The following is a 25,677-nucleotide window of genomic DNA, read 5'->3' as shown; positions in this document are numbered from 1 at the left end:
CCCTGCCCGCATAAGCGTTACACCGCCAACAGCCGCTCCCGCAACTTGGCGATCTCGTCGCGGGTCTGGGCGGCGGCTTCGAACTCCAGGTCGCGGGCCAGTTGCAGCATCTTTTCTTCCAGCTGGCGGATGCGCTTGTTGATCTCGCTGGGGCTGCGCAGCTCGGCTTCGTACTTGGCGCTTTCCTCGGCGGCCTTGGCCATGCCCTTGCGTTTCTTGCTCTTGCCGCCAGGGATGTTGGCGCCTTCGAGGATGTCCGCGATGTCCCGGACCACGCCCTTGGGCACGATGCCATTGGCCTCGTTGAACGCGATCTGCTTCTCGCGACGCCGTTCGGTTTCATTGATGGCGCGCTCCATGGAGCCGGTGATGGCGTCCGCGTACAGAATCGCCCGGCCATTGAGGTTTCGAGCCGCGCGCCCGATGGTCTGGATCAGCGAGCGCTCGGACCGCAGAAAGCCTTCCTTGTCAGCATCCAGAATGGCTACCAGGGCTACCTCAGGCATGTCCAGACCCTCGCGGAGCAGGTTGATGCCCACCAGGACATCGAAGTTACCCAGGCGCAGGTCGCGGATGATTTCCACCCGCTCCACGGTGTCGATGTCCGAGTGCAGGTAACGCACGCGCACGTCATGATCGGCCAGGTAATCGGTAAGATCCTCGGACATGCGCTTGGTCAGGGTGGTCACCAGTACCCGCTGGTCCAGCGCCACCTGCTTGCGGATTTCCGATAGCAGGTCGTCCACCTGGGTAGAGGCCGGGCGTATCTCAATCTGTGGGTCCACCAGGCCGGTGGGGCGCACTACCTGCTCCACCACCCGGCCGGCATGCTCCTGCTCGTAAGGCCCGGGCGTGGCGGAAACGAAGATGGTCTGCGGCATCACCGCTTCCCACTCATCGAAACGCATGGGCCGGTTGTCCAGGGCCGAGGGCAGGCGGAAGCCGTATTCCACCAGGGTTTCCTTGCGCGAGCGGTCACCCTTGTACATGGCACCGACCTGGGGAACGCTCACGTGGGATTCGTCGATCACCAACAGAGCTTCGGGTGGCAGGTAATCGTACAAGGTAGGCGGCGCGGCGCCCGCGGGCCGGCCCGAGAGGTAGCGCGAGTAGTTTTCGATGCCGTTGCAGTAGCCCAGCTCCAGCATCATCTCCAGGTCGAAGCGGGTACGCTGCTCGAGCCGCTGCGCTTCGACGAGCTTGTTCGCCTTGCGCAGGTAATCCAGTCGCTCCTCCAGCTCCACCTTGATGTTCTCGATGGCGGAAACGATGGTTTCCCGAGGCGTCACGTAGTGCGTCTTCGGGTAGAGCGTATAGCGGGGCAGGCGCTGGATGACCTCGCCCGTCAGCGGATCGAAGGACGAGATATTTTCGATCTCGTCGTCGAACAGCTCGATCCGAATGGCTTCCAGGTCCGATTCGGCGGGGAACACATCGATCACGTCACCGCGCACACGGAAGGTCGCGCGAGCAAAATCGATCTCGTTACGGGTGTATTGCAGCTCGGCCAGCCGGCGCAACAGCTCGCGCTGGTCGAAGCGGTCGCCCCGGTCCAGGTGCAGCACCATGCGCAGGTAGGTTTCCGGGCTGCCGAGGCCGTAGATGCAGGAAACCGTGGTCACGATGATCGCATCCTTGCGCTCGAGCAGGGCCTTGGTCGCCGACAGCCGCATCTGCTCGATGTGGTCGTTGATGGACGCATCCTTCTCGATGAAGGTGTCCGACGACGGCACGTAGGCTTCCGGTTGGTAATAATCGTAGTAGGAGACAAAGTACTCCACGGCATTGTTGGGAAAGAACGCCTTGAACTCACCGTAGAGCTGGGCCGCCAGCGTCTTGTTCGGCGCCAGGACCAAAGTAGGCCGCTTCACCTGGGCAATGACGTTGGCAACGCTGAAGGTCTTGCCAGAGCCGGTCACCCCCAACAATGTCTGGTGGGCCAGGCCGGCATCGATGCCTTCCACCAGCTGACGGATCGCGTCCGGTTGATCTCCGGCGGGCCGATATTGGGTAACGAGCTGGAATTCCGACATGACTGACCTCGTGAACCCTTCCGGGCTGTATCCATGAACAGTACTTCGGGCCTGACGAGGCCGTCAAATCACGACACAAGCATCAAGACCCCGTACCGGTGTTTCAGGGTGTAAAAAAAATCGAACAAGCTGTCGCTTAGCCTCGGCTTGCCCTCTATACTCAACGACCGTTGGCGCACCGCACTGGTGCGGACTTCTCATCCTCCACTTACAGAGCCACGGTCCATAATGAGCCTGTTTTCCGCTGTCGAATTGGCGCCCCGCGATCCCATCCTCGGCCTCAACGAAGCCTTCAATGCCGATACCCGTCCCGACAAGGTCAACCTGGGTGTAGGCGTTTACTACAACGAAGAAGGCAAGATCCCGCTCATGCGCGCGGTGATCGAGGCTGAACAGGCGCGGGTCGCCCAGCAGGCGGCTCGTGGCTACCTGCCCATCGACGGTATCGCCGCCTACGACAAGGCCGTGCAGACCCTGCTCTTCGGTGCCGATTCACCGCTGCTGGCCGAGGGCCGCGTGGTCACTGTCCAGGCCGTTGGTGGCACGGGCGCGCTCAAGCTGGGCGCGGACTTCATCAAGCGGCTGCGCCCCGAGGCCGTGGTCGCCATCAGCGACCCGAGCTGGGAAAACCACCGCGCGCTTTTCGAAACCGCCGGCTTCCCGGTCCGTGACTACCGTTACTATGATGCGACCAGCCATGGGGTGAACCGTTCCGGCTTGCTGGAAGACCTCAACGCCCTGCCCTCCGGGTCGGTGGTGGTGCTGCATGCCTGCTGTCATAACCCCACCGGCGTGGACCTGAGCCGCGACGACTGGCAGCAGGTGCTGGACGTAGTGCGCGCCAAGGCGCATATCCCCTTCCTGGACATCGCCTACCAGGGCTTCGGCGACGGCATCGCCGAGGACGCCGAGGCTGTGCGGCTGTTCGCGCAGGCAGGGCTGACTTTCTTTGTGTCCAGTTCCTTCTCCAAGTCCTTCTCGCTCTATGGCGAACGGGTCGGCGCGCTGTCCATCGTCACTGCTTCCAAGGACGAAAGCGCCCGGGTACTGTCCCAGGTGAAGCGCGTGATCCGCACCAACTACTCCAACCCCCCCACTCACGGCGCCATGATCGTGGCTACGGTGCTGAATACGCCGGAACTGCGTGCCCTGTGGGAAGGCGAACTGGCACAGATGCGCGGCCGCATCCGCGAGATGCGCCTGGAGATGGTCGATCGCCTCGCCAAACTGGGCGCGCCACAGGACTTCAGCTTCATCAAGCAACAGCGGGGCATGTTCTCCTACTCCGGCCTGACCACCGCTCAGGTGCATCGCCTGAGAGACGAATTCGGCATCTACGCCCTGGATACCGGTCGTATCTGCGCCGCCGCCCTCAATGGCCATAACCTGGGCCCCGTGACCGAAGCCATCGTCAAGGTGCTATAAAGGCGCCTCGCTCGCGGGTCCAGCAACCCGCGTCAGGCTGACGGCCGGGGCTAGCGGACAATGCCCATTCGCCAGCTTGCGCCACTGCCTACGGCGTTGACTTTACGAGGGTTATCAGTAAGATACCCTCGTTGTTCCGCGATAGCTCAGTCGGTAGAGCAAATGACTGTTAATCATTGGGTCCCTGGTTCGAGTCCAGGTCGCGGAGCCAACCTCCCCTCGCCATCTTTCCTTTTTTCCTGATCTTCAGCCAAGCCCACACAAGCGGATATCGCTGTCGGTACCTGATCCCGGCTGGTCGCCTGAATCGTTCAGGGCGCTTCCCCCAGCTCGAAGAACAGGCCATCACTCCATACCCCCAGCAGTGACTGCCCGTTGGCCACCCGAACGACGGCCAGGTCTACCAACTGGTAAAACACGTTGCGGTGGATCAGCGCATCGAGCTGGTCCCGTACACGAACATAAGGGGACGGCTCGCCCGTGACCGGGTCCGTATCCACTCGCAATGGATGTTCAGCGCCGGCGACGAAACGGTTCTCCACGTTGTCGGTGAAATGCAGTCGCTGCGCTTCGCCCTGCCCTTCGACCTCCAGGGCTACCGCAACGAAAGGCGCGTCCTCGACCCGAATGCCGACCTTCTCCACGGGGGTAACCAGGAACCACAGATGGTTCTCCCGCTTCAGGATGGTGGAAAACAGGCGCACCATCGGCTGCCGGGTGATGGGGGTTCCCTGGTAGTACCAAGTGCCGTCTCGGGCGATGCGCATGTCGATGTCCCCGCAGAAGGGCGGGTTCCACTGATGCACCGGCGGCAACCCGGCGGCCTTGGGGATCTGGCCAAGCAATGCGTCTGCTTTCACCGGGTCACTCATGGTCCTGCTCCTTACTCGCTCATGCCCAACAAGCGCTGAGCGTAGTCCTCCATGGGCGGGCCAAGCAAATCTTCCGGCTTGTTGTCATGGAACGTCAGCAAGCCCCCGCGGCTGCGGATGGTGGCGGTGTCGATGAGATAGCGGGTACTGGTTTCGATCAGCATCATCTGTACCACACCGCTGTCGATGCCCAAGCGGTCGATGGCCTCCTGGTCGGACCATTCATCCAGGTTGCCGATACGATCGTCGGCCCGTGCGAAGCGGGTATAGAGCACATAGTGTGCCCCTACGCTTCGCGCTTCGCTCAAGGCCTGTTCCAGGCCTTCAGGCTGAGCGGCGCGACGAACCATGGGGAAATACTCGACGAAGCCGCGGAAGGCTTCCTCAGCGACCACGTTCGGTCGTGGATAGGCGCCGCCTGGCGGCATGAAGGCGCCCTGGGCGATGTAGATGAACGAGTCGGGCTGCAAGCGGAAGTTGGTGGAGCGGCGGGTCTGGCTGTGATCCAGCACGCCGGCATCACTGAGCTGATCCTTGGCGACCATCCCCATGTCGCTGACACTCATGCAGCCGCCCAGCATCGACAGCACCATTACCCCTACTGCTGCTCGCACCCTACGCATCATTCTCTCCAAAGCCGTGACGGAAACCCGGCGAATGCCAGCCTGGATGCAGCTTTTGCGCCAATCGGCCGCAACTATCAAGGCCGCGGCAATGCCTTGCGCATCGATTGCACATGGAAAATGCCAAGAAGCAGGATTTGCATGCGGTCCAGCCAGGGATGAGAACGGTGCCGCAGCAGGGCGCTAACGGCGAGCAGTTCAAGGATATGCAGCCCCAGCAAGCCGATACCGGCCACCAGCATCCAGGCCGAGAAGGGTTTTGGGAAGGCGTTGAGCAGGTTGACCAGGAACAGCCACCAGAACACCAGGGTAAGGGCCTTGGCCACCCCGGCCCCCAACCTCGGAAGATTTATCATTGAAGCGGCCTCGCGACACGATCATAAAGGCGTACCTTACTGAAAATGCCGCGAGGCGTCTGCTCAACGGTTCAGGTGTAGCTCGACCCGGCGGTTCTGGGCGCGGCCGGCATCGGTGGCGTTGTCGGCCACGGGCTGGCTTTCACCGAAGCCTTCGCTGCTGAGCTTGGCCTGCGGCACACCCTGCTGTACCAGGAAGTTCACCACGCTGGCGGCACGACGCTCTGACAAGCCCTGGTTGTAGCCATCGCTGCCTATGCTGTCGGTATGCCCATCGACCTTCACGCTGACCACATCGGCGGCGGTCAAGCGGCCCAGCAAGGCGGTCAGCTGGCTTTGCGCCTCGGCGGTCAGATCAGATTTGTCGAACTCGAACAGCACATTGCCTGCATCATTGAGCGTAATGACTTCTTCCTTGGGCGCGGGCGCTGGCGGTGGCTCAACGGCGACCGGCGGTGCCGGTATCGCGGGAAGCGGGCAACCGTTATGTGACACCGGCGTGCGTGGCGGTGTATCCGGGCAGCGGTCGCGACGGTCGAATACGCCGTCTCCATCGGCGTCGCCATCCTGGGCAAAACAGATCAAGCCACCGGCCACCGCGCCGGCAAGCCCTCCCCCGGCGGCCCAGGCGCCGCTTTCCAGCGCGCCCAGACCTGCGCCCGCAACGCCTCCAAGGGCACTGCAAATAGGCCAGTTCCCCTGGTTGAGCGGCGCGGTTCCATCACTGCGCGAGGCACAACCAGCCAGAACACTGCTGACCAGAAGAACGGGCAACAGCGCCCGCACGATCATTCTCATCGTCGAAACTCCTGTGTCGCCGGCCAATGCCGGTATGAGGATTAAAGCGCAAGGCAGATCAGTCTGCCGAAATACAGGCAAATTGATTGCGCACTAGGCGCGAAGTTTCGTGAGCGCTAGTCTTTGTTTTCGTAATAACAGGGAATGTCTCATGAGCGGTTCAACCCAAACGCCCCAGCAAGCCATCGCGGCCCTGCTCCATGAACAACAGCCGGCGCGCTTGCTGGTGCTCTCGGCCAGCGGTTTCCCGGCCCTGGACGCCTTCATGGACGCCTACCCGTACACGGCCCTTGGGCTGGCCGGCCCCGGTCGACTGCCGGCGGAATTGGCGGGCCGCCGTTTCGACCTGGCCTTGGTGGTAGATTGCCTGGAACATCTGAGCCTACGGGAAGGCCAGGAATTGCTCGGCGGTGTCCGCAATCTCAACAGTGGCCGCCTGGCGGTGCTGGCTGACCTGCAGGCCAGCCCCTGGAAGGAAACGGACTTCTACGCCCTTGCCCTGCAGAAGATGGCCACCTTCGCCCGGGATGAGCAAACCCTTGGTTTGTTCACTTATGACCTTCGTCAATACAAGCAGGCGCCGGACTGGCTGAACGCTCGCTTCTGGGCCAACCCGCAGCACTTTGGCAAATATTGGTGGTAAGCATGACAGTAGCCGTATGCCCCTGCGGCAGTGGTAACCGACTTGAACTGTGTTGTGGCCGGTTTCACCTGGGCCAGCCCGCCCCAGATGCCCAGCACCTGATGAGATCCCGCTACAGCGCCTATGTGCTTGGGCTGGTGGACTACCTGGTAGCGACCACCCTCCCCGCCCAGCAAGCCCGGCTGGATCGCCAGGCCATGGCCACCTGGAGCGCGGAAGCGACCTGGCTGGGGTTGCAGGTGGAAGCGGCCGAGGTCATCGGTGGCAAGCCGGAACACGCCTTCGTGACCTTCGTGGCCCGCTGGCACGACCAGGGTGGAGAGCACAGCCACCGGGAACGCTCGGCTTTCGTGCAGCACGACGGACGCTGGTATTTCATCGACCCCACCGTGCCACTGGCTGCCGGACGCAATGATCCCTGCCCCTGTGGGGGCGGGCAGAAATTCAAGAAGTGCTGCGCCGGGTATCTGTCTAATACCGCGTAGGGGCCCGGGGCGGCAGTGGGAGCCAGCGAAGCTGGCGAATTCGCACCCGTAATAAGGCCATTCGACGGCTTTGCGACCCCCAGGGTGAACCGAGCCCTCGGGATCACGCCAGCTTGAGGTGAGACGTATCCGGAGGCGGCGGCGCGGCGGTGGCAGGCCGGCTACCGAGTTCCGCGCCCACGGGTGCCAGGCTCAGCCCGGAGAGATCGACCCTAGGCGCAGGGGCCGGGGCGGCATCGGGTTGCATCAAGGCACCAGGCTCGGCGATTTCGTAGGCCGGGGCATCGACTTCAGCGAAGGCAGCCATGTAGTTGTCCCGGGGCATCACCTTGGCACGGGCCGTTGGGGCCACCACGGGAGGCGCTGCCAGTTCGATGGCTTCAACCTCGGCGGTGGGCGCGGCCGCGGGCATGGCCTCCACCTGCGCCCAGGCGCCTACCTTGGCCATGGCCTGGCGAAAGCGTTCGGCCGCCGCCAGCTCAAGGCGCGCCTTGAGCACGAGGCGGCGCCCCGAGAACAGCAACTCGGTACGCTCGGCATCCGCGCGGAACAGGCGGCCCACTTCGGCCTTGACGGTATCGGGGTCATGGCCCGGGAGGCATTCACCGCGAAAGGCTATTTCGTACAAGGGCATGCTATGGTCTCCTGCAATGGGCTGGATGCTAGCGGACATGAACGCATACCGCCCAGCCAGCCAAGGGAGACGGTAGATGCGATTGGCGCGATCCATGGTACAGCTCGTCGGCCTGGCATTTCTGCTTGGGCTGGGCGGCTGCGCCACCTGGCTTACCGGCAATTATGACGACCCTGAGGTACACCTCAAGCGGGTCGAAGTGGTAAAGGCCCGACTGCTTGAACAGCGTTTTCGCCTGCGCTTCGAAATTCTCAACCCCAATGACCAGGCCTTGCCCGTGCGCGGGCTGACTTACAAGGTTACCTTGGAGGGCATCCCCTTGGCCGAAGGCGAGGACGACAGCTGGTTCAGCGTGCCGGCCAACGAACGGGCGATACATGTGGTGGAAGTGCGCACCAATCTTTGGGAGCACCTCAAGCCCCTGGCCAGGCTGCTGCGTCATCCCGACCGTCCGCTGCACTATCAGCTGGAGGGAGAACTGCGCACCGGGGTATTATTCGGTCACAACCTTAGCCTGCGGCGAACGGGTGAAGTCACCCCCGCAGGCTTGCTTCCGGAGTAGTAATCAATGTCGCAGCAACCACACGTGCATGGGCCCGATTGTAATCACGACCATGATCATGGCCACCACGACCATGGCCATGTGCATGGCCCGCACTGCAACCATGGCCCCCAGGAGCCCGTACGCAACGCCTTGAAGGACGTCGGCCGCAACGACCCCTGCCCTTGCGGCAGCGACAAGAAATTCAAGAAGTGCCACGGGGCCTGATTCTTTCCTGACGCACAACGAAGAAGCCCTGGCGATGCCAGGGCTTTTTTGTCACTCCGTTTTGCTCTGCACCGCGCCGGCGGTGTTGTCCATCAGGCTCTTGGTGGCCGTCTGGATGAACGCGTCAAGCTTGTTGCGAAGCGCGGGTGCGTCCGCCGTCTCGGGAATCAACTCAGCCTTGGGCTCGCGACCCAGGGTGTAGCGGTAAAGCTTGGGGTCCATGTCGCGGGACTCGATCAGGATGCGGTCGCCAGTAACGATGGCCACGCTCTGCTCGCTTCCGGAAGGCTTGATGACACCGAAGCCCTGGTCGCCCTGCTGCAGGTTGAGCAGATCGCGGCCCCAGCACTGGTGCTGCGCTTCCCCGCCCAGCCGTCCCATGATGGTGGGCACGATGTCGATCTGAGTGCCCACGGTGTGGTTCATCGCGCCGAACTTGTCCTGGATGCCCGGGGCGATCAACAGCAAGGGCACGTTGAAGCGGCTCAGGTCCATTTCGGTCAGTTGCCGCTCGTTGCCGAAACCATGGTCACCGACGATCACGAACAGGGTTTCCTTGTAGTAAGGCGACTGCTTGGCCTTCTCTAAGAACTGGCCCAGGGCCCAGTCCGAGTAGCGCATGGCGGTGAGGTGCTGGTCCAGGCTGCCACGGCCGGTGACCGGCTCCACCGGGAGATCCTTCGGCAAGGCGTAGGGCGTATGGTTGGAGAGGGTTTGCAGCAGGGCGTAGAAGGGCTTGCCCTGGGCGGACAGCTTGTCCAGTTCCTCGTTGCCGCGACTGAACATGTCCTGGTCGGAAACGCCCCAGGTCGGGTCCGAGAACACCGGATTGACGAAGTCGTTGCGGCCGATGAAGGTGGTCATGCCCTGGTTGCTGAAGAAGCCGGACTGGTTGTCCCAGGCGAAGTCACCGTTGTAGACGTACACGTCATTGTAGTCGCGCGGGCTAAGCATCGCGGGCAGGCCGGAGAGCTTGTGGCTGCCTTCGGGGGTCTGCATCAGGTATTCGAAGCCCGGCAGGTTCGGGAAGCATCCCATGGTGGCGAACATGCCCTGGTGAGTATGGGTGCCGTTGGAGAAGAAGTGGTCGAACAGCAGCCCCTCCTTGGCGAGCTTGTCGAAGTAAGGAGTGATGCCCGCCTGGTCGCCAAGCGCGCCCACCGAATGGCCAGCGAAGCTTTCCATCAGGATGACCACCACGTTGCGGATAGGCAGGGTGTTGCCCACGGGCGGCGTGAATACCCGACGCACCGCGGCGGTGTCGGCATCGACCAGGCGCTCGTTGCTGGTCAGCAGCATGTCGCGCACGGTGCGGGTGGCCTGGGCCTGGGGCAGCGTGGCGTGCCAGATGTTGTCGCGGTCTTCGGACATCCGGCTCTTGGCGGCGCTGATCAGGGTAAGGATGCCGTTGAGGCCCAACTGGTTGGCGAAGTTGGAGTCCGTGGTGTAGGCATCGCCCCAGCGCAGGGGCGGGCCCTGGCGCAGGGTGCCACGGGCGGCGACCACCGCGATCAGCAGCAGTACCACGAACACGCCGACACGGGCGTACCAGGGGGCGACGCGGCCACCTGCCCGGGTATCGACCGAGGGCCGGGTGGCCCGGCCAATGCCCTTGAATACCAGGCTCAACAGCCAGGTCACCAGGGCCCACGCCAGCAGATAGCGCACCACCGGGTAGCCGTACCAGATCATGCTCAGCACGGTTTTCGGATCTTCCTTCACGTACTGGAACACCAGGCCATTGAGCCGCTGGTGAAACTCCCGGTAGAAGTCCATTTCCAGCAGGCCGGCGAACAGCGCCAGACTGGAGGTGATGGTCAGCCAGGCGCGAAACAGCCCACGGCTGGCCATGGCTCGGGCGCTGAGCACCGCCAGCAGCAGGGGAATGAGCAGGTACACCGTCAGGCGCAGGTCGAAGCGCAGCCCATTGGTGAAGGCTTCGACCAGGGCCGAGGTGCTGGCATCGCCGGCCGAGTCGAGGTTGTAAGCCAGCAAGGCCACGCGCAGGCCGCTGAGCAGGACCATGATGGCAAGCCCGCTGAGCAGGAGATAACCCAGGTGGGCTTTGAGCGAAGGCTGCGACAAGCGCTTGGATGTGCGGTCAGCGCGGGGGACTTCCAGGGTAGCCATGTGTCGTCGGGTATCCGTAGAGGGTGGGCGGGAGGTCGCGGAGCGGGCCGGAATTCTGCAACCTGGCGGCTGAAAAATTCGTGACCCCGCGCCGCGGCCGGCTCAGTCGTTGCTGGGCTTGCCGATGGCCTGAAGCACATACTGCGGCAAGGCGAACGCCCCCAGGTGGATTTCCGGGTTGTAGTAGCGAGTCACGATGCCGCTACCGGCATAGCGCGCCCTTAGCACGTCCAGCGACAGCTTGCGGTAGTCGGGCCGGGTCGCGCCCCAGGCGAAGGTCATGGCGCCGCCGATGTAGGTCGGCACGGCGGCGTGGTAGAAGTGCCAGTCGGCGAATAGCCCGCGCAGGCGGCTGGCAGTGGTTTGCACGCCTTCGCGCTGCATGAAGGGCGTACCGTTCTGGGTTACCAGGATGCCGCCCTCGTTCAGGCAGCGGTGGCACGCCTGGTAGAAGTTCTCGGTGAACAGCACCTCTCCCGGACCGATCGGGTCGGTGGAGTCGGAGATGATGACATCGTAGCGTTCCTGGGTGGTGGAGACGAAACGCATGCCGTCGTCGATCACCAGGTTCAGGCGCGGGTCATCGAAGGCGCCATTGGAATGGTTGGGCAGGAACTCCTTGCACATGTCCACCACGGTGGCATCGATTTCCACCATGGTGATGTGCTCGACGCCCGGGTGACGCGCCACTTCACGCAGCATGCCACCGTCGCCGCCGCCGATGATCAGCACGCGCCGCGCCGCGCCATGGGCCAGGATCGGCACGTGGGTGAGCATTTCGTGGTAGATGAATTCATCCGCCTCGGTGGTCTGGATGACCCCGTCCAGGGCCATCACCCGCCCCATCACCGGGTTCTGAAAGATCACCAGATGCTGGTGGTCGGTACGCACTTCATGGAGCAGCTTCTCCATGCGAAAGCGCTGGCCGTAGCCTTCGTAAAGAGTTTCCTGGTATTCGCTCATGTATGTGCCCCCTGACTATCCACGGCAGCCGCTGGCCGCTCGGGTGAGAAAGGGGCGCATTCTACGACGTCGCCCGCGCTCTGGCGAACACGACGCATGAAACTTGATAGGGGAGGATCAACCCGGGCGCTGTTAGGGTACGTTTCCTAACGGCGGGCGGCCCTGGGACCGAGGATGGCCCAGATGATCAGCCCCAATATCGGCACGATGGCGATCAGCAGGATCCACAGCACCCGAATACCGACCTCTTCTCCACTGCGCAGCACGTGAACGATCGCCCACAGGTCCAAGGCCAGTACCACCAGGCTGAACAGGCTATTGAAAGTGGCGCCCATGCCGCGCTCCTTGACGATGCGATTCAGTTCCAGCGAACCAGGCCAGGCCTCGGGCTGCTCAACCGGCGGCCGACTCGGCCCGGGCCGCTTCCAGGGCCGGCGCGGCGTAGATGCTCAGCGCCTCGCACAGGCCGCGGACCCGCTCCAGGTCGTTGCCATACACCAGCACCGCCTGCAATTCAGTATCCAGCACTCGGCTGAAGTTGAGCAGCACATAGCCCCCGGCCTCCCGGTTCATGCTGGAAAGCTGGATCTGCAACCGATTCAGAGCGGTAACGGCATCCGTTTTCTGCAACTGGCGCGGCTTGAGGTTGAACGGCACTTGCGGGCCGAAAGACCCCATGATCTGCTCCAGCAGCTCCGGGTAGGTGTCGGCCTGGAACAGCACGGTATCCGGCAGGCTGCCGACCACCACCCATTCGCCCAGGGGGATGGGGAAGCTGTCGTCATAGTTGACGTCGGGGTTGGCGGCCAGGAAAGCGTCCGGGTCCGCGTAGGCATCGGCTGCCTCCGCGGCGATCCGAGCGATGTCTTGCTCCTTCATGCAGCCGGAGCTGATACAGGTGAGGAGTTCGGTCAACTGGCTTTGCATGGCGACTTTTCGGCTAACAATGGGGAGGCGCAGGATAGCAGAACCTGACCCGTGGGGCTTCCAGGCGCTCAGTCGGCCACCAGGGGTTGCAACTGCGCCTGGGTATCCAGCGCACCCATGGCTTGCGCAGCGCCCAAGGCATCGACACCGGCCAGGTCACGGGCGCTCAGGTCAGCCCCGGCCTCGAGGAACAGCTTTACCAACTCCGTGCGGTTGAACATCGCGGCCATCATCAAGGCGGTACGGCCGTCGGCGGCGCTGCCGTTGACGTTCGCGCCACCGGCCAGCAGCCGACGCGCCATCTCCAGATTGCCTTTGAAGGCCGCGCCAGCCAGTGGCAGTTGGTTCTTGCCGTTGGGGATATCGGGACGGGCGCCGGCCTTCAATAGCACATCGACCGCCTCGAGGTGGCCATGATAGCTGGCAAGCATGAGCAAGGTATCGCCGTTCTGATTCCGCAGATCCACTGGCAGCCCCTTTTCAAGCAGTTGCCGCAGGGTAGCTGCGTCGCCCTCGCGGGCAAGGTCGAATACCTGCGCGGCGAGTTCGCCAAGCTGGTCATCGCTCACGGCTGGGGTCAGGGTGGAATTTGCCATGGAGAACTCCGGCTGAATGAATAGGCAACCAGTGTTCTGGAGACTCGGACCGTCGGTCAACAGCGTGGCTCAATGCTGCCAATGAAGGGAACTAATGGGCAAAATGATGTCATACCTGTATCCCTTCATACCCTCCCCTGCACAGCCCCTGCAAATGTGATCTCCATCACGCAAAATGCATCCCTGACCGCTGCGTATCTTGCAAGATGCACGATGGGATGAAAATCCTCTTTTCCTCAACTACCTGATTTTACTGGGGTTTCCTTAGTCAGCGCAGTTGGCACGGTGGCTGCAATACCCTATGCATAGCCTGCCCATTGATGCTTAGGAGTCGCCAGATGGATTTCCTTCAAGAAAAATTCGCTAGCCTGTTTTCCGAATACGACGTGGTGACCCAGCCACGCCCGGATGGCGCCGTCCTGCTGACCCTGCGCGATGGTGAAGGCCGCCAGATGCGCCGCTCGATCTCGTACTCGCAGCTCAACACTCCGGAACAACTCTCGTGGGTCATCAGCGCCATTCGCCGTGACCTGGCCGGTGAAGTCAGCCAGCTGCCGGACATCCATCTGTTGCAAAGCCAGAACCGCTTCGCCCTGCCGACCTATCATTCGGTCTAAAGCTGGAGCGGACAGCAAGGCCATCACGGTGGGAGCTAGCGCCAACGAGTGAAATGGCTTCCTGAAAGAGCGCCAGTCGCCAGCTTCGCTGGCTCCCGCAGCGTGTTCAAAAGCGGCCTGGATCGATCGCAGCGAAGCTGTCGACGATTGGATGATTGGCCTGCAGAGAGGTTCCTCGCGCCAGGCCGCAGGTTTTCATGCCAGCCAACCGTGCTGCGTCCAGCTCCGCGGCGACATCCGATAGAAACAGAATTTGCTCCGGTGGCAGGTCGATCGCGGCCGCGATACGGCCATAGGAGTGCGCCTCACGCTTGGGCCCGCTGGTGGTATCGAAATAACCAGAGAAGAGCCCGCTCAGGTCTCCGGCTTCGGAACAACCGAAGATCAATTTCTGCGCCTGGATAGACCCGGACGAATACACATACAACCCATAGCCACTCCGATGCCAGCGCTCCAGGGCGGCCACTGCGTCTGGGTAGACATGCCCCTTGAGCTCGCCCTGGGCATAGCCTTGCTGCCATACCTGGCCTTGCAGAGCCTTCAGCGGCGTGACCTTGCGATCTTCTTTCATCCAGCCCAGCAGCAGTTCGAGGGTGCGCTCCAGGTCGGCGCCAGGCTCGCCGGCTTCTTCGCGCGCGGCCGCCAGCGCCTGGCCGACCTCCGGCTCGGCCTCATGCTCGCGCACGAAGGTCGGCAGCCGGGCGGCCGCATAGGGAAAGAGCACGTCGTAGACGAAGCTGACCGCGCTGGTGGTGCCTTCGATGTCGGTAAGAATGGCCTTGATGGGCATGCGGGGTCCTTGTCAGTCTTCCAGGCGCGGGAAGCGCTGGGCAATGGGCTCGCCAGTGAAGCGGGCCACCCAGCCCTCGGCATTGTTGAACAGGCGAATGGCGACGAAGTGCGGGTGCTCGCCCATGTCGAACCAGTGGGGGGTGCCGGCGGGCACGGAAATCAGGTCGTTCTTCTCGCACAATACGGCGTAGACGTATTCGCCCAGGTGCAAGGTGAACAGCCCGCGACCGGCGACGAAGAACCGTACCTCATCCTCACCATGGCGATGCTCTTCCAGGAACTTGGCCCGCAGCGCGGCCTTGTCCGGATGGTCACTGGCCAGGCTGATGACATCCACGGTCTGGTAGCCACATTCAGTTACCAGGCGGTCGATCTCATCACGGTAGGCTGCGATCACCTCTTCCTGGCTAGCGCCGGGCGCGATCGGCGCATTGGCCTGCCAGCGTTCGAAGCGCACGCCCTGCTCCGCCAGGGTAGCGGCGATGTCCTCGCCATGGGTGAGCACCTTCTCAGGCAAGTCCGGGGTGCTTTCGTGGTAAACGGTCAAGCGACTCATCAGGCACTCCTTGGGTCAGCGTACCGCCCGTAGTTTCAATTCACAGTCGAAGAGGAATTCGAACGCCTCGACCTGGCGCAGCGCATCGGTCATGGTCGCTCCCCAGGTATACAAGCCGTGACCGCGGATCAGGTAGCCCACGCAGTCGGGGTGGGCCTCCAGCCAGGGCTGTACCTTGCCGGCCAGGCGGGCGATGTCCTGATCGTTGTCGAACACCGGCACCACTACCCGACTTTCATGGGTCACCACGCCAGTGAAGGCTTTTTGCAGCTCGTAGTCTTCGAACACCAGTTCGCTGCCCGCGGTGACACGGGACAATACCGTGGCGTTCACCGAATGGGTATGCAACACGGCGTTGATGCCTGGCCGCCAGCGGTAGAGCTGGGTATGCAGCAGGGTTTCCGCGGAGGGCCGCTTGCCGGGCTCCAGGCTGTTGCCGTCCATGTCCGTGGCCAACACGTCGTCCGGACCGAGCTGGCCCTTGTGCCTGCCGGACACCGTCAGCAGCGCCTGGGTTGACGAAAGGCGGGCAGAATAGTTGCTGCTGGTCGCCGGAGACCAGCCCCGGGCATAGAGGAATTGCCCCGCCTCGACGATCTGCCGGGCCAGGGTGTCACGGTCCGGGGTCATACCGGCTCCTTCTTGTCGAAAACCACGATCATAACCGTTGCGGCCAATGCGGCCAGGCTGGCCAGCGCGAAGGTGCCGAACGGCCCCAGCGCTTGCCAGCTGTACCCGGCGTATACCGCGCCCAGGGCGCCTCCGATGCCAGCCAGGGCTGCATAGAGCGCCTGGCCCTGGCCCTGGTAACGCAGGCCGAAGGTCTGCCGAACCTGCTGGATAGCCGCGGCATGGAAACTGCCGAAAGTGGCCGCGTGCAGGACCTGCGCCAGCACCAGAACGGTGGCGTTCTGCGCCAGGCTACCGAGCAGCAGCCAGCGAACCGCCGCCAGGGCGAAGCTCACCGCCAGTACCTGGCGCACACTGAAGCGCGCCAGCAGCCAGGCCATGGCCAGAAACATCAGGATTTCAGCCACCACGCCCAAGGCCCAGCACAGGCCGATCACCACCGCGCTGTAGCCGAGTTCGCCAAGGTAGATACTGAAAAAGGTGTAATAGGGGCCGTGGCTGAGCTGCATCAAGCCCACGCAGGCATAGAACGCCAGCACCCCCGGCTGGGCCAGGCGAGCGAGGAAGCCGTCGCCGGGGGCCGCCTGGCTGGTTTCGTCTTCACCCCGGGCCGGGGCCGGCACCCAGGCGCTGGCCAGCAGGATGCCCACCATGATGATGACAACGGTATAGGGGTAGCTGCTCAGGCTTTGGTATTCGAACCAACGCCCCAACGCCACCACCGCCAGGATGAAACCGATGGAGCCCCAGAGCCGCACCCGCCCATAGCGAGTTGGCTGCTGGCGCAGATGAGCCAGGGTGATGACTTCGAACTGTGGCAGTACTGCATGCCAGAAGAAAGCGTGCAGCGCCATGACCATGGCCAGCCAGGCGTAGCTGTGCCCCAGGAACACCAGAGAGAAACTGGCCAGGGTAGCGGCGGCGCCCAACCGTACGATTCGCAGGCGCTGGCCCGTGCGGTCACCCAACCAGCCCCACAGATGCGGGGCCACGCAGCGCATGAGCATGGGAATGGCCACCAGTTCGCCGATGCGCGCCGGGGCGAACCCCAGGTAAGCGAACCAGGGCGCCAGGAAGGGCGCGGTGGCGCCCAGCAAGGCGAAGTAGAACAGGTAGAAACCGGACAGCCGCCAGTAGGGAACCGCCACGCCCGTCAGACCTCGGGCGCGGCCGAAGCCAGGATCAAGACTGCTGCCCCAGCACTGGCGTGCTCACTCGCACATCGGCGTTCTGGCCGCGATGACGCAGCAGGTGATCCAGCAGCACGATGGCCATCATGGCCTCGGCGATGGGGGTGGCGCGGATGCCCACGCAAGGGTCGTGACGGCCTTTGGTGATCATGTCTACCGGCTGCCCGGCCACGTCGATGGATTGCCCCGGCGTGGTGATGCTGGAGGTCGGCTTGAGCGCCAGGTGCGCCACGATCGGCTGCCCGGACGAGATGCCGCCGAGGATGCCGCCGGCGTTGTTGCCGACGAAGCCCGCTGGAGTCAGCGCATCACGATGCTCGCTGCCACGCTGGGCCACGCTGGCGAAACCGGCGCCGATCTCCACGCCCTTGACGGCATTGATGCTCATCAGGGCGTGGGCCAGGTCCGCATCCAGGCGGTCGAAGATCGGCTCGCCCAGGCCGGGCATCACGCCCTCGGCCACCACGGTGATGCGCGCGCCTATGGAATCCTGGTCCCGTCGCAGCTGGTCCATATAGGCCTCCAGCTCCGGCACCCTGGACGGATCCGGGCAGAAGAACGCGTTCTGCTCGACCCCGTCCCAACTGACGAAGGGAATCTCGATGGGGCCCAGCTGGCTCATGTAGCCGCGCACCTGGATGCCCAGGGTCGCCAGGTATTTCTTGGCGATGGCCCCGGCGGCCACGCGCATGGCCGTTTCCCGAGCGGAGCTGCGACCGCCGCCACGGTAGTCGCGCAGGCCGTACTTGTGGTGGTAGGTGTAGTCCGCGTGGGCGGGGCGGAAAATGTCCTTGATCGCCGAGTAGTCCTTGGACTTCTGGTCCGTGTTGCGGATCAGCAAGCCGATCGGGGTGCCGGTGGTCCGGCCTTCGAACACACCGGAGAGAATCTCGACCTCGTCGGCCTCCTGGCGCTGGGTGGTATGCCGGCTGGTGCCGGGCTTGCGCCGGTCCAGGTCCCGCTGCAGGTCGGCGACGTCCAGCGCCAGGCCGGGCGGGCAGCCATCGACGATGGCAAGCAACCCGGGGCCATGGCTTTCGCCAGCGGTGGTGACGGTGAACAGCTTGCCGAAGGTGTTGCCAGACATGCGAGAGGCTCCGCGAGATGAATCCTGATGAAACTTGAGGCAGCGCAGTATACGCAGGCTGGCAACTCAGTTCACCCTTGGCGAACCGGGCACCGCCGCTTCGGTCCAACGTACCCCTTCTGTGAACTGGTTAAAGATGCTGCGCCTATTCCTCCTGTTGAGCCTTTGCCTGGCTTCCCTGGCCCCTGCGGCTGCCCCCGCTACCGTGCCTGCCGCCGCGCAGGCCCCTGCGCCCGCTTCCATCCTGCAGCGCCCTATCAGCCTGGACACCGGTAGCGGCATCCTGCAAGGCAGCCTGCTGTTGCCCCGCTCCAACCACCCCGTGCCGGTAGCGCTGATCATCTCCGGCTCTGGCGCCACGGACCGAGACGGCAACAACCCGGACGCCGGGCGTACCGACAGCCTGAAGAAGCTGGCCTGGGCCCTGGCCCGTGCCGGCATCGCCAGCGTGCGCTATGACAAGCGAGGCGTGGCCAGCGGCCTGCCCTTGGCGCCGGATGAACGCCAGCTGAGCGTGGAAGCCTATGTCGCCGACGCCGTCGCCTGGACCCGCAAGCTGGCGGCAGACCCGCGCTTTGGTCCGTTGACCCTGATCGGCCACAGCGAAGGCGCCCTGATCGCCAGCCTGGCGGCCCCGCAAACCAGTGCGACCGGTGTGGTCACCCTGGCCGGTAGCGGTCGGCCCATCGACCAGGTGCTGCGCGAACAGCTGCGCGAGCGCCTGCCGCCGTCCCTCTACGCGCGCAGCGAACAACTGCTGGATGAACTCAAGGCCGGCCAGCAGGACGAACAGGTCCCTGAGCCCTTGCAGGTGGTGTTCCGCCCCAGCGTGCAGCCGTACCTGATTTCCCTGTTCCGCCAGAACCCGGCGCAGGCCTTCGCCGCCCTGCAGGTGCCCGCCTTGGTGGTGCAGGGCGAGCATGACATCCAGGTGGGCGTGGAGGACGCCGATGCCCTGGTAGCGGCCAATCCCCAGGCAAGAAAGGTGCTGATCCCGGGCATGAACCATGTGTTGCGTATCGTGCCCCTGGACATGAAGCAGCAGGTTGCCTCCTACAACAACCCGAACCTGCCGTTGGCGGCGGGCCTCGCCGACGCGCTGGCCCGGTTCATCAAGGGCAACGAACACTAACCCTTCAGAATCAGCCAGGCTGGCCGATACCCTCTCCAGAGAGAGGATCGCCTTATGCCCTACATTCCCATGCACGACGCGGCGCCCGCGAACGCTGAGGCGGGGCCGGCCGCTGCTGCGGAGCTACCTGCCCTCCCCTGGGGTGAAGTGACGCCGGAGCATCATGAACTGCTTCGCCTGGCCGCCTTGCCCAGTGACCGAAATACGGGCCCTCGCCCGTTGCGCTTCGCCCGCTTCGGTTGGGCGGAGCGCCATAGCGAGCGATACAGCCTGTTGCGGCTGGCCATCGACTTGCCAGGCCAGCGGGTGCGCAAGGAGCAGAACTGCCTGGACCTGTGGGCCGACCACGCTGAAGGGCGGGTCTGGAGCCTTCCGGAAACCCTGAGCCTGGAGCCCGCCAACCGAGGCCTGGGCCGCTATCTGCTGAACCAGGCGGTTGCCTGGGCGCAAGCCCGTTGGCCGGGGTACCGCTTCGACGGCATCGTGTTGCCCAATCGAGACGCCTTGGTGGAAGACACCCGCCTTCGCCGTGATCACGTTTTGCGTAGCCACGGCTTCGACGTGCATTACGAAGACGCCCAGCATCTCAAGGGCAGCGTCAAGCAGACCCTGGTCAGCGCGCTGCTGCCCAACTGGAATGCCGAGAAAGTGCAGCGAGTGAACACGCTGGAAAGCGCCAGCATGCTGCAGGCGGCGGACAAACGCCTGCAGGAAATGGAGGCCCAGTTGCGTCAGCGGGACGAGCGCATCGGCAAGTACAAACGCGAAGACGGCAGCCTGCGCTTCACCATCGGCTGCCTGATCGCCTTCGCATTGTTCCAGGCCGCGCTGCTGATCTACATCGCCACCCATCGTTGAATGGCATGGCCGGGGCCGCTACCCCGGCTGTTACCTGGCTTACAGACGGGAGGCGAACAGCGCCTGATGGTCCCGGCACTGGCGGGCGGTCAGGGCGAAGACACCGTGGCCGCCGTGCTCGAACGCGAACCAGGTGAAATCCACTTCCGGGTACAGCGCCTCGACGTGCACCTGGCTGTTGCCCACCTCGACCACCAGCAGGCCGTGCTCGGTCAGGTGGCCCGCCGCCTCGGCGAGCATGCGCCGCACCAGGTCCAGGCCATCTTCGCCACAGGCCAGGCCCAGCGCCGGTTCATGATGGTATTCCTCCGGCATGTCGGCGAAATCTTCCGCATCAACGTAGGGCGGGTTGGAAACGATCAAGTCGAAGCGCTGGTTCGGCAAGCCGGCGAAGCCGTCGCCCTGCACCGTATACACCCGCTCTTCGAGCTCATGCCGCTCGATGTTCTGGTTGGCCACTTCCAAAGCATCGAAGGACAGGTCCGCCAGCACCACTTCCGCCTCCGGGAACGCCCGCGCGCAGGCGATCCCGATGCAACCCGAGCCGGTGCACAGGTCCAGGATGCGCGCCGGGGTTTCGGCCAGCCAGGGGGCGAAACGCTGTCCGATCAGCTCGGCAATGGGTGAGCGTGGCACCAGTACCCGGTTATCGACCACGAAGGGCAGGCCGCAGAACCAGGCCTCGCCGATCAGGTAGGCGGCCGGGATGCGCTCCTTGATGCGCCGGCGCAGCAGGTGCTGCACATGGCTGAGCTCATCGTCTTCCAGGCGGCAGTCCAGGTAGCTGTCGCTGATATCCCAGGGCAGATGCAGGGCGCCCAGCACCAGCTGCCGCGCTTCGTCCCAGGCGTTGTCGTTGCCGTGGCCGAAGTACAGCCCTTCGGCATGGAAGCGGCTGACGGCCCAGCGGATATGGTCGCGCAGGGTGCGCAGGCGGGTAGTGATCACGGCAAGCTCCTTGGAATAGACAAGCGATTCTACCAGCCCAGGCCACGGCCGACGCGGCTTCGCATCGCGGTGATTCCCATATCGGCCCCGGCAGTGGAGAATATGGCAAAAGCCCTCTCCAAAGGAGCCCCTGATGCCCGATGTCAAGACGATGTTCCAACTCAGTGGTCGCGGCTACCCGCCGTTCACCCTGAGCAATGCCACGTTGATCATTATCGACGCGCAGAAGGAGTACCTGAGCGGGCCTCTGGCGCTGTCCGGCATTGAGGACGCCGTCGAGCATATCGCCCAGTTGCTGCGCGCGGCGCGCGAGGCCAACCGCCCAGTGGTGCATGTGAAACACCTGGGCATTCCAGGCGGCCTGTTCGACCCCCAGGGCGAGCGCGGCCAGTTCATCGACAAGGCGGCCCCCATCGACGGCGAGCACATCGTCGAAAAGCGCATGCCCAATGCCTTCAACAATACCGACCTGCACGAAACCCTGCAGAACCTGGGCCATGTGAACTTGATCGTGTGTGGCTTCATGACCCACTCAAGCATCAGCACCACGGTGCGCGCGGCCAAGGACTACGGCTACCGCTGCACCCTGGTCGAAGATGCCTGCGCCACCCGTGACCTGCCCTACAAGGGCGGCGTGCTGAGCGCCGAGCAGGTCAAGCAGGTGGGCATGGCCACCATGGCGGACAACTTCGCCGCCGTGGCCTCCACTGCTGATGTCATCTGACCCGGCGCCGTTCGTCGCGGCGCTGCCGGCGCGCTCGAGGATTATGACAAGTACAGGAACCCGACCGCCGCCCGGGGGTCGAAGGGCCGATATTCACCCTGAAGGAAATCCTTGATGAAGCTATCCGACGACGGTTTTAACGCCCGCAGGCTGCGGCCCCGCGGACCGAACCGGTGGCGGATGCGAATCGGCGCCGCGCTGGCGGCGGTACTGGCGGTCTTCGGCATCCTGTTGGGCATGGCCGGCATCGCCAGCCTGCTGGGGCGCCCGCCAGCGATCGATGGCCTGGACACCAGCACCACCGGCGCGGCCATCCTGACAGTGTTCGGGGTGCTTTTCCTGTACCTGGGGATTTTCGTATGGCGTCGCTGCCGCCGACGCATGCGCCGCACCCAGGATCTGAACCTGGCGCCGCACCTGATGAAAAGACACGACTGACTCTTGTAGACTGGCACCCTGCCTGGAGGCCACATGCAAGACGATGATTTTTCCCTGTTCCAATCCGAAGTCCGCGGTGTGAAGCCGATCCGCCACGACCGCGCCGACACCGGCAAGCCGCGGGCGGACCGCCAGCACGTGCAGGCGCTGCGCCAGGCGGCCACCGTGCGCCAGGACGTGAAGACCGTGGACGGCCTGTCGGACCAGTTCGTCATCGACGTAGGCGCCGAGGATGAGCTGCACTGGGCCCGTGATGGCGTGCAGGAAGCCCAGATGCGCAAGCTCAAGCTGGGGCAGATTCCCTTCGAAGGCAGCCTGGACCTGCACGGGATGGCCGTGGAGAAAGCCCGGGAAACCCTCTGGGAATTTCTTGCCGAGGCCACACGCCTGGAGATTCGCTGCGTGCGCGTCACCCACGGCAAGGCCGCCCGCCTCGACGGCAAGCGGCCGATGATCAAAAGCCACGTCAACACCTGGCTGCGCCAGCATGCACAGGTGCTGGGCTTTACCTCCTGCCAGCCCCGCCATGGCGGAACAGGCGCGCTCTATGTGATGCTCAAGCGCACCATGCTCGAAGGGCGCGACGAATAGCCTGCCCTTCCCCGCCCAGCTCGCACTTGCGGCGCTCCGGCGCGGGCCTTAACCTACGCGCCTGCTTAAAATTCTCCTACAGGTAAACCCATGTCCCTGGAACAGCAATACAGCGCCATTCTCGGCGAGATCGGCGAGGACATTTCCCGCGAGGGCTTGCTCGACACGCCAAAGCGGGCCGCCAAGGCCATGAAGTACCTTTGCCGCGGCTACGAGCAAACCTTGGAAGAGGTGACCAACGGCGCGCTGTTCAGCTCGGACAACAGCGAAATGGTGCTGGTCAAGGACATCGAGCTGTACTCCCTGTGCGAGCACCACATGCTGCCCTTCATCGGCAAGGCGCACGTGGCCTACCTGCCCAACGGCAAAGTACTGGGGCTGTCGAAAGTCGCCCGCATCGTGGACATGTACGCACGCCGCCTGCAGATCCAGGAAAACCTCAGCCGCGAAATCGCCGAGGCCATCCTCAAGGTCACCGGCGCCGCCGGCGTGGCCGTGGTGGTGGAAGCCAAGCACATGTGCATGATGATGCGCGGCGTGGAAAAGCAGAATTCCAGCATGATCACATCCGTGATGCTCGGTGAGTTCCGCGACAATCCGGCTACGCGCAGTGAGTTCCTGAGTCTGATCCGCTAAGCCAACGCGCTGTGGGAGGTAGCGAAGCTACCGAATGCGGTCTAGAGGCATTGCGCTAGCTCACCGACTGTATCGCCCATTGATCCGCCCGCTGTATCGTCCAAACCCGCCTGTACGGCGGTACCCTGCATGCACTCCATGCAAGGACCGCCGCCATGCTCAGCGCCGCCCCGCCCCGTCTCCGCCCTTTGGCCGACAGCTCCCCCTCCGCTGTAGTGGCCGGCTTCATCGCCATGATGACCGGCTACACCAGTTCGCTCATCCTGATGTACCAGGCCGGGCAGGCGGCCGGCCTGAGCGCGGCGCAGATCGCCTCATGGATCTGGGCATTGTCCATCGGCATGGCGCTGTGCAGCATCGGTTTGTCGCTGCGCTACCGCACACCGGTCACCGTGGCCTGGTCCACGCCTGGGGCGGCCCTGCTGATCACCAGCCTCGGCGGGGTCAGCTATCCGGAGGCCATTGGCGCCTACCTTACCTGTGCCTTTCTGGTCACGGTATGCGGCCTGACCGGCACCTTCGAACGCCTGGTGCGCAGGCTCCCCGCCTCCCTCGCCGCCGCGCTGCTGGCCGGTATCCTGTTTCGTATCGGCAGTGAGATCTTCGTCGCCGCCCAGCACCAGACCCTGTTGGTGCTGGGCATGTTCTTCGGCTATCTGCTGTGCAAGCGCCTATCGCCTCGCTATGCCGTGCTGGTCGCCCTGCTGATCGGGCTGGCATTGGCGGCCATGCTAGGGCTGCTGGACTTCAGTGGCGTTCGCCTGCAATTGGCCGTGCCGGTATGGACCACCCCATCGTTTTCCCTGGCGGCCACCATCAGCATCGCCATTCCGCTGTTCGTGGTGTGCATGACCTCGCAGAACATGCCCGGCATGGCCGTGCTCAGGGCAGACGGCTATCAGGTGCGTGCCTCCCCTTTGATTTCCGTCACCGGCATCGCCTCCTTCCTGCTGGCGCCGTTCGGCTCCCATGGCATCAACCTGGCGGCGATCAGCGCGGCCATCTGCACCGGCCCCCAGGCCCATGAAGACCCTGGCAAGCGCTACACGGCAGCAGTGTGGTGCGGCCTGTTCTATGGCATCGCCGGCACCTTCGGCGCTACCCTGGCGGCCCTGTTCGCCGCGTTCCCTCGGGAACTGGTGCTGTCCATCGCCGCCCTGGCGCTGTTCGGCTCCATCGTCAACGGCCTGACCCAGGCCATGGCCGAGCCACGCGAACGGGAACCGGCCCTGATCACCTTCATGGTCACCGCCTCAGGCATGACGCTCTTCGGGATAGGCTCGGCTTTCTGGGGAATCGTGGGGGGCGTGATTACCTTGTTGGTGTTGAACCTTCGCAAGGCGTAGAGCTGGGGCATTGGAAGGAACCCCGCCCGGCCGCGGCCCTCAGAAAAAGGACCATTCATTCCCGAGGGTCTTCCATGTCCAGATTCACCGATAAAGTCGTTATCGTCACCGGCGCCGGCTCCGGCATAGGCGCGGCTACCACCAGGCGCTTCGCCGCTGAAGGGGCCCGGGTAATCCTGGTAGGGCGTGACCGCGCCAAGCTCGAACAGGTGGCCGCCTCGCTACCCCAGGGCCAGTACCTGGTACACCCGGCGGATGTGTCCAACTGGGATGAAGTGCAGGGCGTGGTCGCCCAGACGGTGCAACACTTCGGTCGGCTCGATGTGCTGGTGAACAACGCCGGTGTCGCGCCCACCGGGTCGCTGACCGATACCCCCATGGACGACTGGCATCAGGTAATGGCTATCGATGTGAACGGCGTGTTCTACGGCTGCCGCGCCGCCATGCCGCACTTGATCGCCAGCCAGGGCTCGGTGATCAACCTCTCTTCAGTGTCCGGTCTGGGCGGAGACTGGGGCATGAGCTTCTATAACGCCGCCAAGGGCGCGGTCAGCAACTTCACCCGCTCGCTGGCATTGGAATACGGCCGCCAGGGCGTGCGGGTGAACGCGGTATGCCCGGCCCTGACCTGGAGCGACCTGACCGCCGACATGAAGAACGATGACGCCCTAATGGCCAAGTTCAAGGAACGCATCCCCCTGGGCCGCGCCGCCGAACCGGAGGAAGTGGCCGACGTGATCGCCTTCCTCGCCAGCCATGACGCGCGCTTCGTCAACGGCGTTAACCTGCCGGTGGATGGCGGTTTGCATGCATCCAATGGGCAGCCGCCGCAGGCGTGAGACCTGTGACTTGAAGGCCTCTGTAACGGCTTGCCAGGC

General features: G+C 63.9%; 31 protein-coding genes and 1 tRNA gene. 15 read left to right on the top strand and 17 right to left on the bottom strand.

The annotated features are described in order from the left end of the window. Positions 1–17: 17 nt before the first annotated feature. Positions 18–2,033, bottom strand: coding sequence for an excinuclease ABC subunit UvrB (gene uvrB, locus ACP691_RS04120; RefSeq protein ID WP_426150173.1), 2,016 nt, complete (start codon positions 2,031–2,033; stop codon positions 18–20). A gap of 228 nt (positions 2,034–2,261) precedes the next feature. On the opposite strand from uvrB, the gene ACP691_RS04115 reads away from it, so the two are divergent. Together ACP691_RS04115 and ACP691_RS04110 are read left to right on the top strand one after the other, a co-directional pair. Continuing rightward, complete coding sequence (locus ACP691_RS04115; protein WP_426150172.1) at positions 2,262–3,458, top strand: amino acid aminotransferase; 1,197 nt, start codon at positions 2,262–2,264, stop codon at positions 3,456–3,458. A 135-nt stretch (positions 3,459–3,593) separates the two neighbouring features. Continuing rightward, positions 3,594–3,669, top strand: a tRNA-Asn gene (locus ACP691_RS04110). 100 nt (positions 3,670–3,769) lie between these two features. Here the strand turns inward: ACP691_RS04110 and ACP691_RS04105 are convergent. The 4 genes from ACP691_RS04105 to ACP691_RS04090 all read right to left on the bottom strand — a co-directional run bounded on the left by ACP691_RS04105 (position 3,770) and on the right by ACP691_RS04090 (position 6,107). Next, positions 3,770–4,330, bottom strand: a complete 561-nt coding sequence (locus tag ACP691_RS04105; RefSeq protein WP_426150171.1) for a DUF1285 domain-containing protein — start codon at positions 4,328–4,330, stop codon at positions 3,770–3,772. Between the two features lie 11 nt (positions 4,331–4,341). Further along, positions 4,342–4,956 carry a DUF4823 domain-containing protein gene (locus ACP691_RS04100; protein WP_426150170.1) on the bottom strand — a complete coding sequence of 205 codons (615 nt, stop codon included), beginning with the start codon at positions 4,954–4,956 and terminating at the stop codon, positions 4,342–4,344. Between the two features lie 74 nt (positions 4,957–5,030). Beyond that, the gene (locus tag ACP691_RS04095) at positions 5,031–5,309 is read right to left on the bottom strand and encodes a DUF1145 domain-containing protein (RefSeq protein WP_426150169.1); all 279 of its coding nucleotides are present in this window, start codon (positions 5,307–5,309) and stop codon (positions 5,031–5,033) included. 63 nt (positions 5,310–5,372) lie between these two features. Beyond that, a complete protein-coding gene (locus ACP691_RS04090) occupies positions 5,373–6,107 on the bottom strand; it encodes an OmpA family protein (RefSeq protein ID WP_426150168.1) in 735 nt (244 codons plus the stop codon). Positions 6,108–6,258: 151 nt separating this feature from the next. Here ACP691_RS04090 and ACP691_RS04085 point away from each other — a divergent pair, with 151 nt between their 5' ends. Next, on the top strand, positions 6,259–6,750 hold the full coding sequence (locus tag ACP691_RS04085) for a DUF6231 family protein (RefSeq protein ID WP_426150167.1): 492 nt from the start codon (positions 6,259–6,261) through the stop codon (positions 6,748–6,750). Positions 6,751–6,752: 2 nt separating this feature from the next. Beyond that, positions 6,753–7,235 (top strand): YchJ family protein, encoded by a 483-nt coding sequence (locus ACP691_RS04080; RefSeq protein ID WP_426150166.1) that lies wholly within the window; start codon positions 6,753–6,755, stop codon positions 7,233–7,235. Positions 7,236–7,338: 103 nt separating this feature from the next. Here ACP691_RS04080 and ACP691_RS04075 read toward each other — a convergent pair whose 3' ends face one another. Then, the gene (locus ACP691_RS04075) at positions 7,339–7,869 is read right to left on the bottom strand and encodes a hypothetical protein (RefSeq protein ID WP_426150165.1); all 531 of its coding nucleotides are present in this window, start codon (positions 7,867–7,869) and stop codon (positions 7,339–7,341) included. A 76-nt stretch (positions 7,870–7,945) separates the two neighbouring features. Between ACP691_RS04075 and ACP691_RS04070 the strand changes: the two genes are divergently transcribed. Together ACP691_RS04070 and ACP691_RS04065 are read left to right on the top strand one after the other, a co-directional pair. Next, on the top strand, positions 7,946–8,431 hold the full coding sequence (locus ACP691_RS04070) for an LEA type 2 family protein (protein ID WP_426150164.1): 486 nt from the start codon (positions 7,946–7,948) through the stop codon (positions 8,429–8,431). Between the two features lie 6 nt (positions 8,432–8,437). Then, positions 8,438–8,638 carry an SEC-C metal-binding domain-containing protein gene (locus ACP691_RS04065; protein ID WP_084596234.1) on the top strand — a complete coding sequence of 67 codons (201 nt, stop codon included), beginning with the start codon at positions 8,438–8,440 and terminating at the stop codon, positions 8,636–8,638. Positions 8,639–8,689: 51 nt separating this feature from the next. Here ACP691_RS04065 and ACP691_RS04060 read toward each other — a convergent pair whose 3' ends face one another. The 5 genes from ACP691_RS04060 to ACP691_RS04040 form a co-directional block, all read right to left on the bottom strand. Next, positions 8,690–10,768: an LTA synthase family protein gene (locus tag ACP691_RS04060; protein WP_426150163.1), complete on the bottom strand. Its 2,079-nt coding sequence runs from the start codon at positions 10,766–10,768 to the stop codon at positions 8,690–8,692. A 102-nt stretch (positions 10,769–10,870) separates the two neighbouring features. Continuing rightward, positions 10,871–11,731: a polyamine aminopropyltransferase gene (speE, locus tag ACP691_RS04055; protein ID WP_040262195.1), complete on the bottom strand. Its 861-nt coding sequence runs from the start codon at positions 11,729–11,731 to the stop codon at positions 10,871–10,873. Positions 11,732–11,877: 146 nt separating this feature from the next. Beyond that, positions 11,878–12,066, bottom strand: coding sequence for a PLDc N-terminal domain-containing protein (locus tag ACP691_RS04050; protein WP_426150162.1), 189 nt, complete (start codon positions 12,064–12,066; stop codon positions 11,878–11,880). Positions 12,067–12,124: 58 nt separating this feature from the next. Next, positions 12,125–12,658, bottom strand: coding sequence for a hypothetical protein (locus ACP691_RS04045; RefSeq protein ID WP_426150161.1), 534 nt, complete (start codon positions 12,656–12,658; stop codon positions 12,125–12,127). Positions 12,659–12,726: 68 nt separating this feature from the next. After that, entirely contained in the window at positions 12,727–13,254 is a 528-nt protein-coding gene (locus tag ACP691_RS04040; RefSeq protein WP_426150160.1) for an ankyrin repeat domain-containing protein, read from the bottom strand. Positions 13,255–13,592: 338 nt separating this feature from the next. Between ACP691_RS04040 and ACP691_RS04035 the strand changes: the two genes are divergently transcribed. Then, positions 13,593–13,871: a DUF3509 domain-containing protein gene (locus ACP691_RS04035; RefSeq protein ID WP_040262192.1), complete on the top strand. Its 279-nt coding sequence runs from the start codon at positions 13,593–13,595 to the stop codon at positions 13,869–13,871. Between the two features lie 106 nt (positions 13,872–13,977). Here ACP691_RS04035 and mtnC read toward each other — a convergent pair whose 3' ends face one another. Genes mtnC through aroC form a run of 5 tightly spaced genes read right to left on the bottom strand, consistent with a single transcriptional unit; the run spans position 13,978 to position 18,126 of the window. After that, positions 13,978–14,661: an acireductone synthase gene (gene mtnC, locus ACP691_RS04030; RefSeq protein WP_426150159.1), complete on the bottom strand. Its 684-nt coding sequence runs from the start codon at positions 14,659–14,661 to the stop codon at positions 13,978–13,980. 12 nt (positions 14,662–14,673) lie between these two features. After that, positions 14,674–15,219: a 1,2-dihydroxy-3-keto-5-methylthiopentene dioxygenase gene (locus ACP691_RS04025; protein ID WP_426150158.1), complete on the bottom strand. Its 546-nt coding sequence runs from the start codon at positions 15,217–15,219 to the stop codon at positions 14,674–14,676. A gap of 15 nt (positions 15,220–15,234) precedes the next feature. After that, complete coding sequence (locus tag ACP691_RS04020; protein WP_426150157.1) at positions 15,235–15,849, bottom strand: methylthioribulose 1-phosphate dehydratase; 615 nt, start codon at positions 15,847–15,849, stop codon at positions 15,235–15,237. Further along, positions 15,846–17,006 carry an MFS transporter gene (locus ACP691_RS04015; RefSeq protein ID WP_426150237.1) on the bottom strand — a complete coding sequence of 387 codons (1,161 nt, stop codon included), beginning with the start codon at positions 17,004–17,006 and terminating at the stop codon, positions 15,846–15,848. The genes ACP691_RS04020 and ACP691_RS04015 overlap by 4 nt, the downstream gene beginning before the upstream one ends. Positions 17,007–17,031: 25 nt before the next feature. Continuing rightward, positions 17,032–18,126, bottom strand: coding sequence for a chorismate synthase (aroC, locus tag ACP691_RS04010; protein ID WP_426150156.1), 1,095 nt, complete (start codon positions 18,124–18,126; stop codon positions 17,032–17,034). A gap of 136 nt (positions 18,127–18,262) precedes the next feature. On the opposite strand from aroC, the gene ACP691_RS04005 reads away from it, so the two are divergent. Then, a complete protein-coding gene (locus ACP691_RS04005; protein ID WP_426150155.1) occupies positions 18,263–19,258 on the top strand; it encodes an alpha/beta hydrolase in 996 nt (331 codons plus the stop codon). 69 nt (positions 19,259–19,327) lie between these two features. Further along, positions 19,328–20,116, top strand: coding sequence for a hypothetical protein (locus ACP691_RS04000; protein ID WP_426150235.1), 789 nt, complete (start codon positions 19,328–19,330; stop codon positions 20,114–20,116). Positions 20,117–20,155: 39 nt separating this feature from the next. Here the strand turns inward: ACP691_RS04000 and prmB are convergent, their stop codons facing one another. Further along, on the bottom strand, positions 20,156–21,064 hold the full coding sequence (gene prmB, locus ACP691_RS03995) for a 50S ribosomal protein L3 N(5)-glutamine methyltransferase (RefSeq protein WP_426150154.1): 909 nt from the start codon (positions 21,062–21,064) through the stop codon (positions 20,156–20,158). Positions 21,065–21,197: 133 nt separating this feature from the next. On the opposite strand from prmB, the gene ACP691_RS03990 reads away from it, so the two are divergent. The 6 genes from ACP691_RS03990 to ACP691_RS03965 all read left to right on the top strand — a co-directional run bounded on the left by ACP691_RS03990 (position 21,198) and on the right by ACP691_RS03965 (position 25,638). Continuing rightward, complete coding sequence (locus ACP691_RS03990) at positions 21,198–21,788, top strand: cysteine hydrolase family protein (RefSeq protein ID WP_426150153.1); 591 nt, start codon at positions 21,198–21,200, stop codon at positions 21,786–21,788. A gap of 114 nt (positions 21,789–21,902) precedes the next feature. Beyond that, on the top strand, positions 21,903–22,226 hold the full coding sequence (locus ACP691_RS03985) for a hypothetical protein (RefSeq protein ID WP_426150152.1): 324 nt from the start codon (positions 21,903–21,905) through the stop codon (positions 22,224–22,226). A 33-nt stretch (positions 22,227–22,259) separates the two neighbouring features. Further along, the gene (locus ACP691_RS03980) at positions 22,260–22,817 is read left to right on the top strand and encodes a Smr/MutS family protein (RefSeq protein ID WP_426150151.1); all 558 of its coding nucleotides are present in this window, start codon (positions 22,260–22,262) and stop codon (positions 22,815–22,817) included. Between the two features lie 90 nt (positions 22,818–22,907). Next, positions 22,908–23,453: a GTP cyclohydrolase I FolE gene (gene folE / locus ACP691_RS03975; protein ID WP_040262181.1), complete on the top strand. Its 546-nt coding sequence runs from the start codon at positions 22,908–22,910 to the stop codon at positions 23,451–23,453. A gap of 155 nt (positions 23,454–23,608) precedes the next feature. After that, on the top strand, positions 23,609–24,799 hold the full coding sequence (locus tag ACP691_RS03970) for a benzoate/H(+) symporter BenE family transporter (RefSeq protein WP_426150150.1): 1,191 nt from the start codon (positions 23,609–23,611) through the stop codon (positions 24,797–24,799). A gap of 74 nt (positions 24,800–24,873) precedes the next feature. Next, on the top strand, positions 24,874–25,638 hold the full coding sequence (locus ACP691_RS03965) for an SDR family NAD(P)-dependent oxidoreductase (RefSeq protein ID WP_426150149.1): 765 nt from the start codon (positions 24,874–24,876) through the stop codon (positions 25,636–25,638). Positions 25,639–25,677 lie beyond the last annotated feature (39 nt).

The sequence above is a fragment of the Pseudomonas sp. DC3200b2 genome (assembly GCF_049895785.1).
Classification (GTDB): Bacteria; Pseudomonadota; Gammaproteobacteria; order Pseudomonadales; family Pseudomonadaceae; genus Aquipseudomonas; species Aquipseudomonas massiliensis.
Note: the sequence above shows the minus strand (reverse complement) of the source record. Positions and strands in the feature narration are given on the sequence as shown.

Coding starts and splice junctions, on each gene's coding strand:
- mtnC (WP_426150159.1), bottom strand. CDS start 14,661: ATGCCCATCAAGGCCATTCTTACCGACATCGAAGGCACCACCAGCGCG.
- ACP691_RS04005 (WP_426150155.1), top strand. CDS start 18,263: ATGCTGCGCCTATTCCTCCTGTTGAGCCTTTGCCTGGCTTCCCTGGCC.
- ACP691_RS04035 (WP_040262192.1), top strand. CDS start 13,593: ATGGATTTCCTTCAAGAAAAATTCGCTAGCCTGTTTTCCGAATACGAC.
- ACP691_RS04090 (WP_426150168.1), bottom strand. CDS start 6,107: ATGAGAATGATCGTGCGGGCGCTGTTGCCCGTTCTTCTGGTCAGCAGT.
- speE (WP_040262195.1), bottom strand. CDS start 11,731: ATGAGCGAATACCAGGAAACTCTTTACGAAGGCTACGGCCAGCGCTTT.
- ACP691_RS04025 (WP_426150158.1), bottom strand. CDS start 15,219: ATGAGTCGCTTGACCGTTTACCACGAAAGCACCCCGGACTTGCCTGAG.
- ACP691_RS04115 (WP_426150172.1), top strand. CDS start 2,262: ATGAGCCTGTTTTCCGCTGTCGAATTGGCGCCCCGCGATCCCATCCTC.
- ACP691_RS04080 (WP_426150166.1), top strand. CDS start 6,753: ATGACAGTAGCCGTATGCCCCTGCGGCAGTGGTAACCGACTTGAACTG.
- ACP691_RS04070 (WP_426150164.1), top strand. CDS start 7,946: ATGCGATTGGCGCGATCCATGGTACAGCTCGTCGGCCTGGCATTTCTG.
- ACP691_RS03965 (WP_426150149.1), top strand. CDS start 24,874: ATGTCCAGATTCACCGATAAAGTCGTTATCGTCACCGGCGCCGGCTCC.
- aroC (WP_426150156.1), bottom strand. CDS start 18,126: ATGTCTGGCAACACCTTCGGCAAGCTGTTCACCGTCACCACCGCTGGC.
- ACP691_RS04000 (WP_426150235.1), top strand. CDS start 19,328: ATGCACGACGCGGCGCCCGCGAACGCTGAGGCGGGGCCGGCCGCTGCT.
- ACP691_RS04065 (WP_084596234.1), top strand. CDS start 8,438: ATGTCGCAGCAACCACACGTGCATGGGCCCGATTGTAATCACGACCAT.
- folE (WP_040262181.1), top strand. CDS start 22,908: ATGTCCCTGGAACAGCAATACAGCGCCATTCTCGGCGAGATCGGCGAG.
- ACP691_RS04100 (WP_426150170.1), bottom strand. CDS start 4,956: ATGATGCGTAGGGTGCGAGCAGCAGTAGGGGTAATGGTGCTGTCGATG.
- ACP691_RS04050 (WP_426150162.1), bottom strand. CDS start 12,066: ATGGGCGCCACTTTCAATAGCCTGTTCAGCCTGGTGGTACTGGCCTTG.
- uvrB (WP_426150173.1), bottom strand. CDS start 2,033: ATGTCGGAATTCCAGCTCGTTACCCAATATCGGCCCGCCGGAGATCAA.
- ACP691_RS03980 (WP_426150151.1), top strand. CDS start 22,260: ATGCAAGACGATGATTTTTCCCTGTTCCAATCCGAAGTCCGCGGTGTG.
- ACP691_RS04085 (WP_426150167.1), top strand. CDS start 6,259: ATGAGCGGTTCAACCCAAACGCCCCAGCAAGCCATCGCGGCCCTGCTC.
- ACP691_RS04105 (WP_426150171.1), bottom strand. CDS start 4,330: ATGAGTGACCCGGTGAAAGCAGACGCATTGCTTGGCCAGATCCCCAAG.
- ACP691_RS03970 (WP_426150150.1), top strand. CDS start 23,609: ATGCTCAGCGCCGCCCCGCCCCGTCTCCGCCCTTTGGCCGACAGCTCC.
- ACP691_RS04075 (WP_426150165.1), bottom strand. CDS start 7,869: ATGCCCTTGTACGAAATAGCCTTTCGCGGTGAATGCCTCCCGGGCCAT.
- ACP691_RS04040 (WP_426150160.1), bottom strand. CDS start 13,254: ATGGCAAATTCCACCCTGACCCCAGCCGTGAGCGATGACCAGCTTGGC.
- ACP691_RS03985 (WP_426150152.1), top strand. CDS start 21,903: ATGAAGCTATCCGACGACGGTTTTAACGCCCGCAGGCTGCGGCCCCGC.
- ACP691_RS04020 (WP_426150157.1), bottom strand. CDS start 15,849: ATGACCCCGGACCGTGACACCCTGGCCCGGCAGATCGTCGAGGCGGGG.
- ACP691_RS04095 (WP_426150169.1), bottom strand. CDS start 5,309: ATGATAAATCTTCCGAGGTTGGGGGCCGGGGTGGCCAAGGCCCTTACC.
- ACP691_RS03990 (WP_426150153.1), top strand. CDS start 21,198: ATGCCCGATGTCAAGACGATGTTCCAACTCAGTGGTCGCGGCTACCCG.
- ACP691_RS04045 (WP_426150161.1), bottom strand. CDS start 12,658: ATGCAAAGCCAGTTGACCGAACTCCTCACCTGTATCAGCTCCGGCTGC.
- ACP691_RS04060 (WP_426150163.1), bottom strand. CDS start 10,768: ATGGCTACCCTGGAAGTCCCCCGCGCTGACCGCACATCCAAGCGCTTG.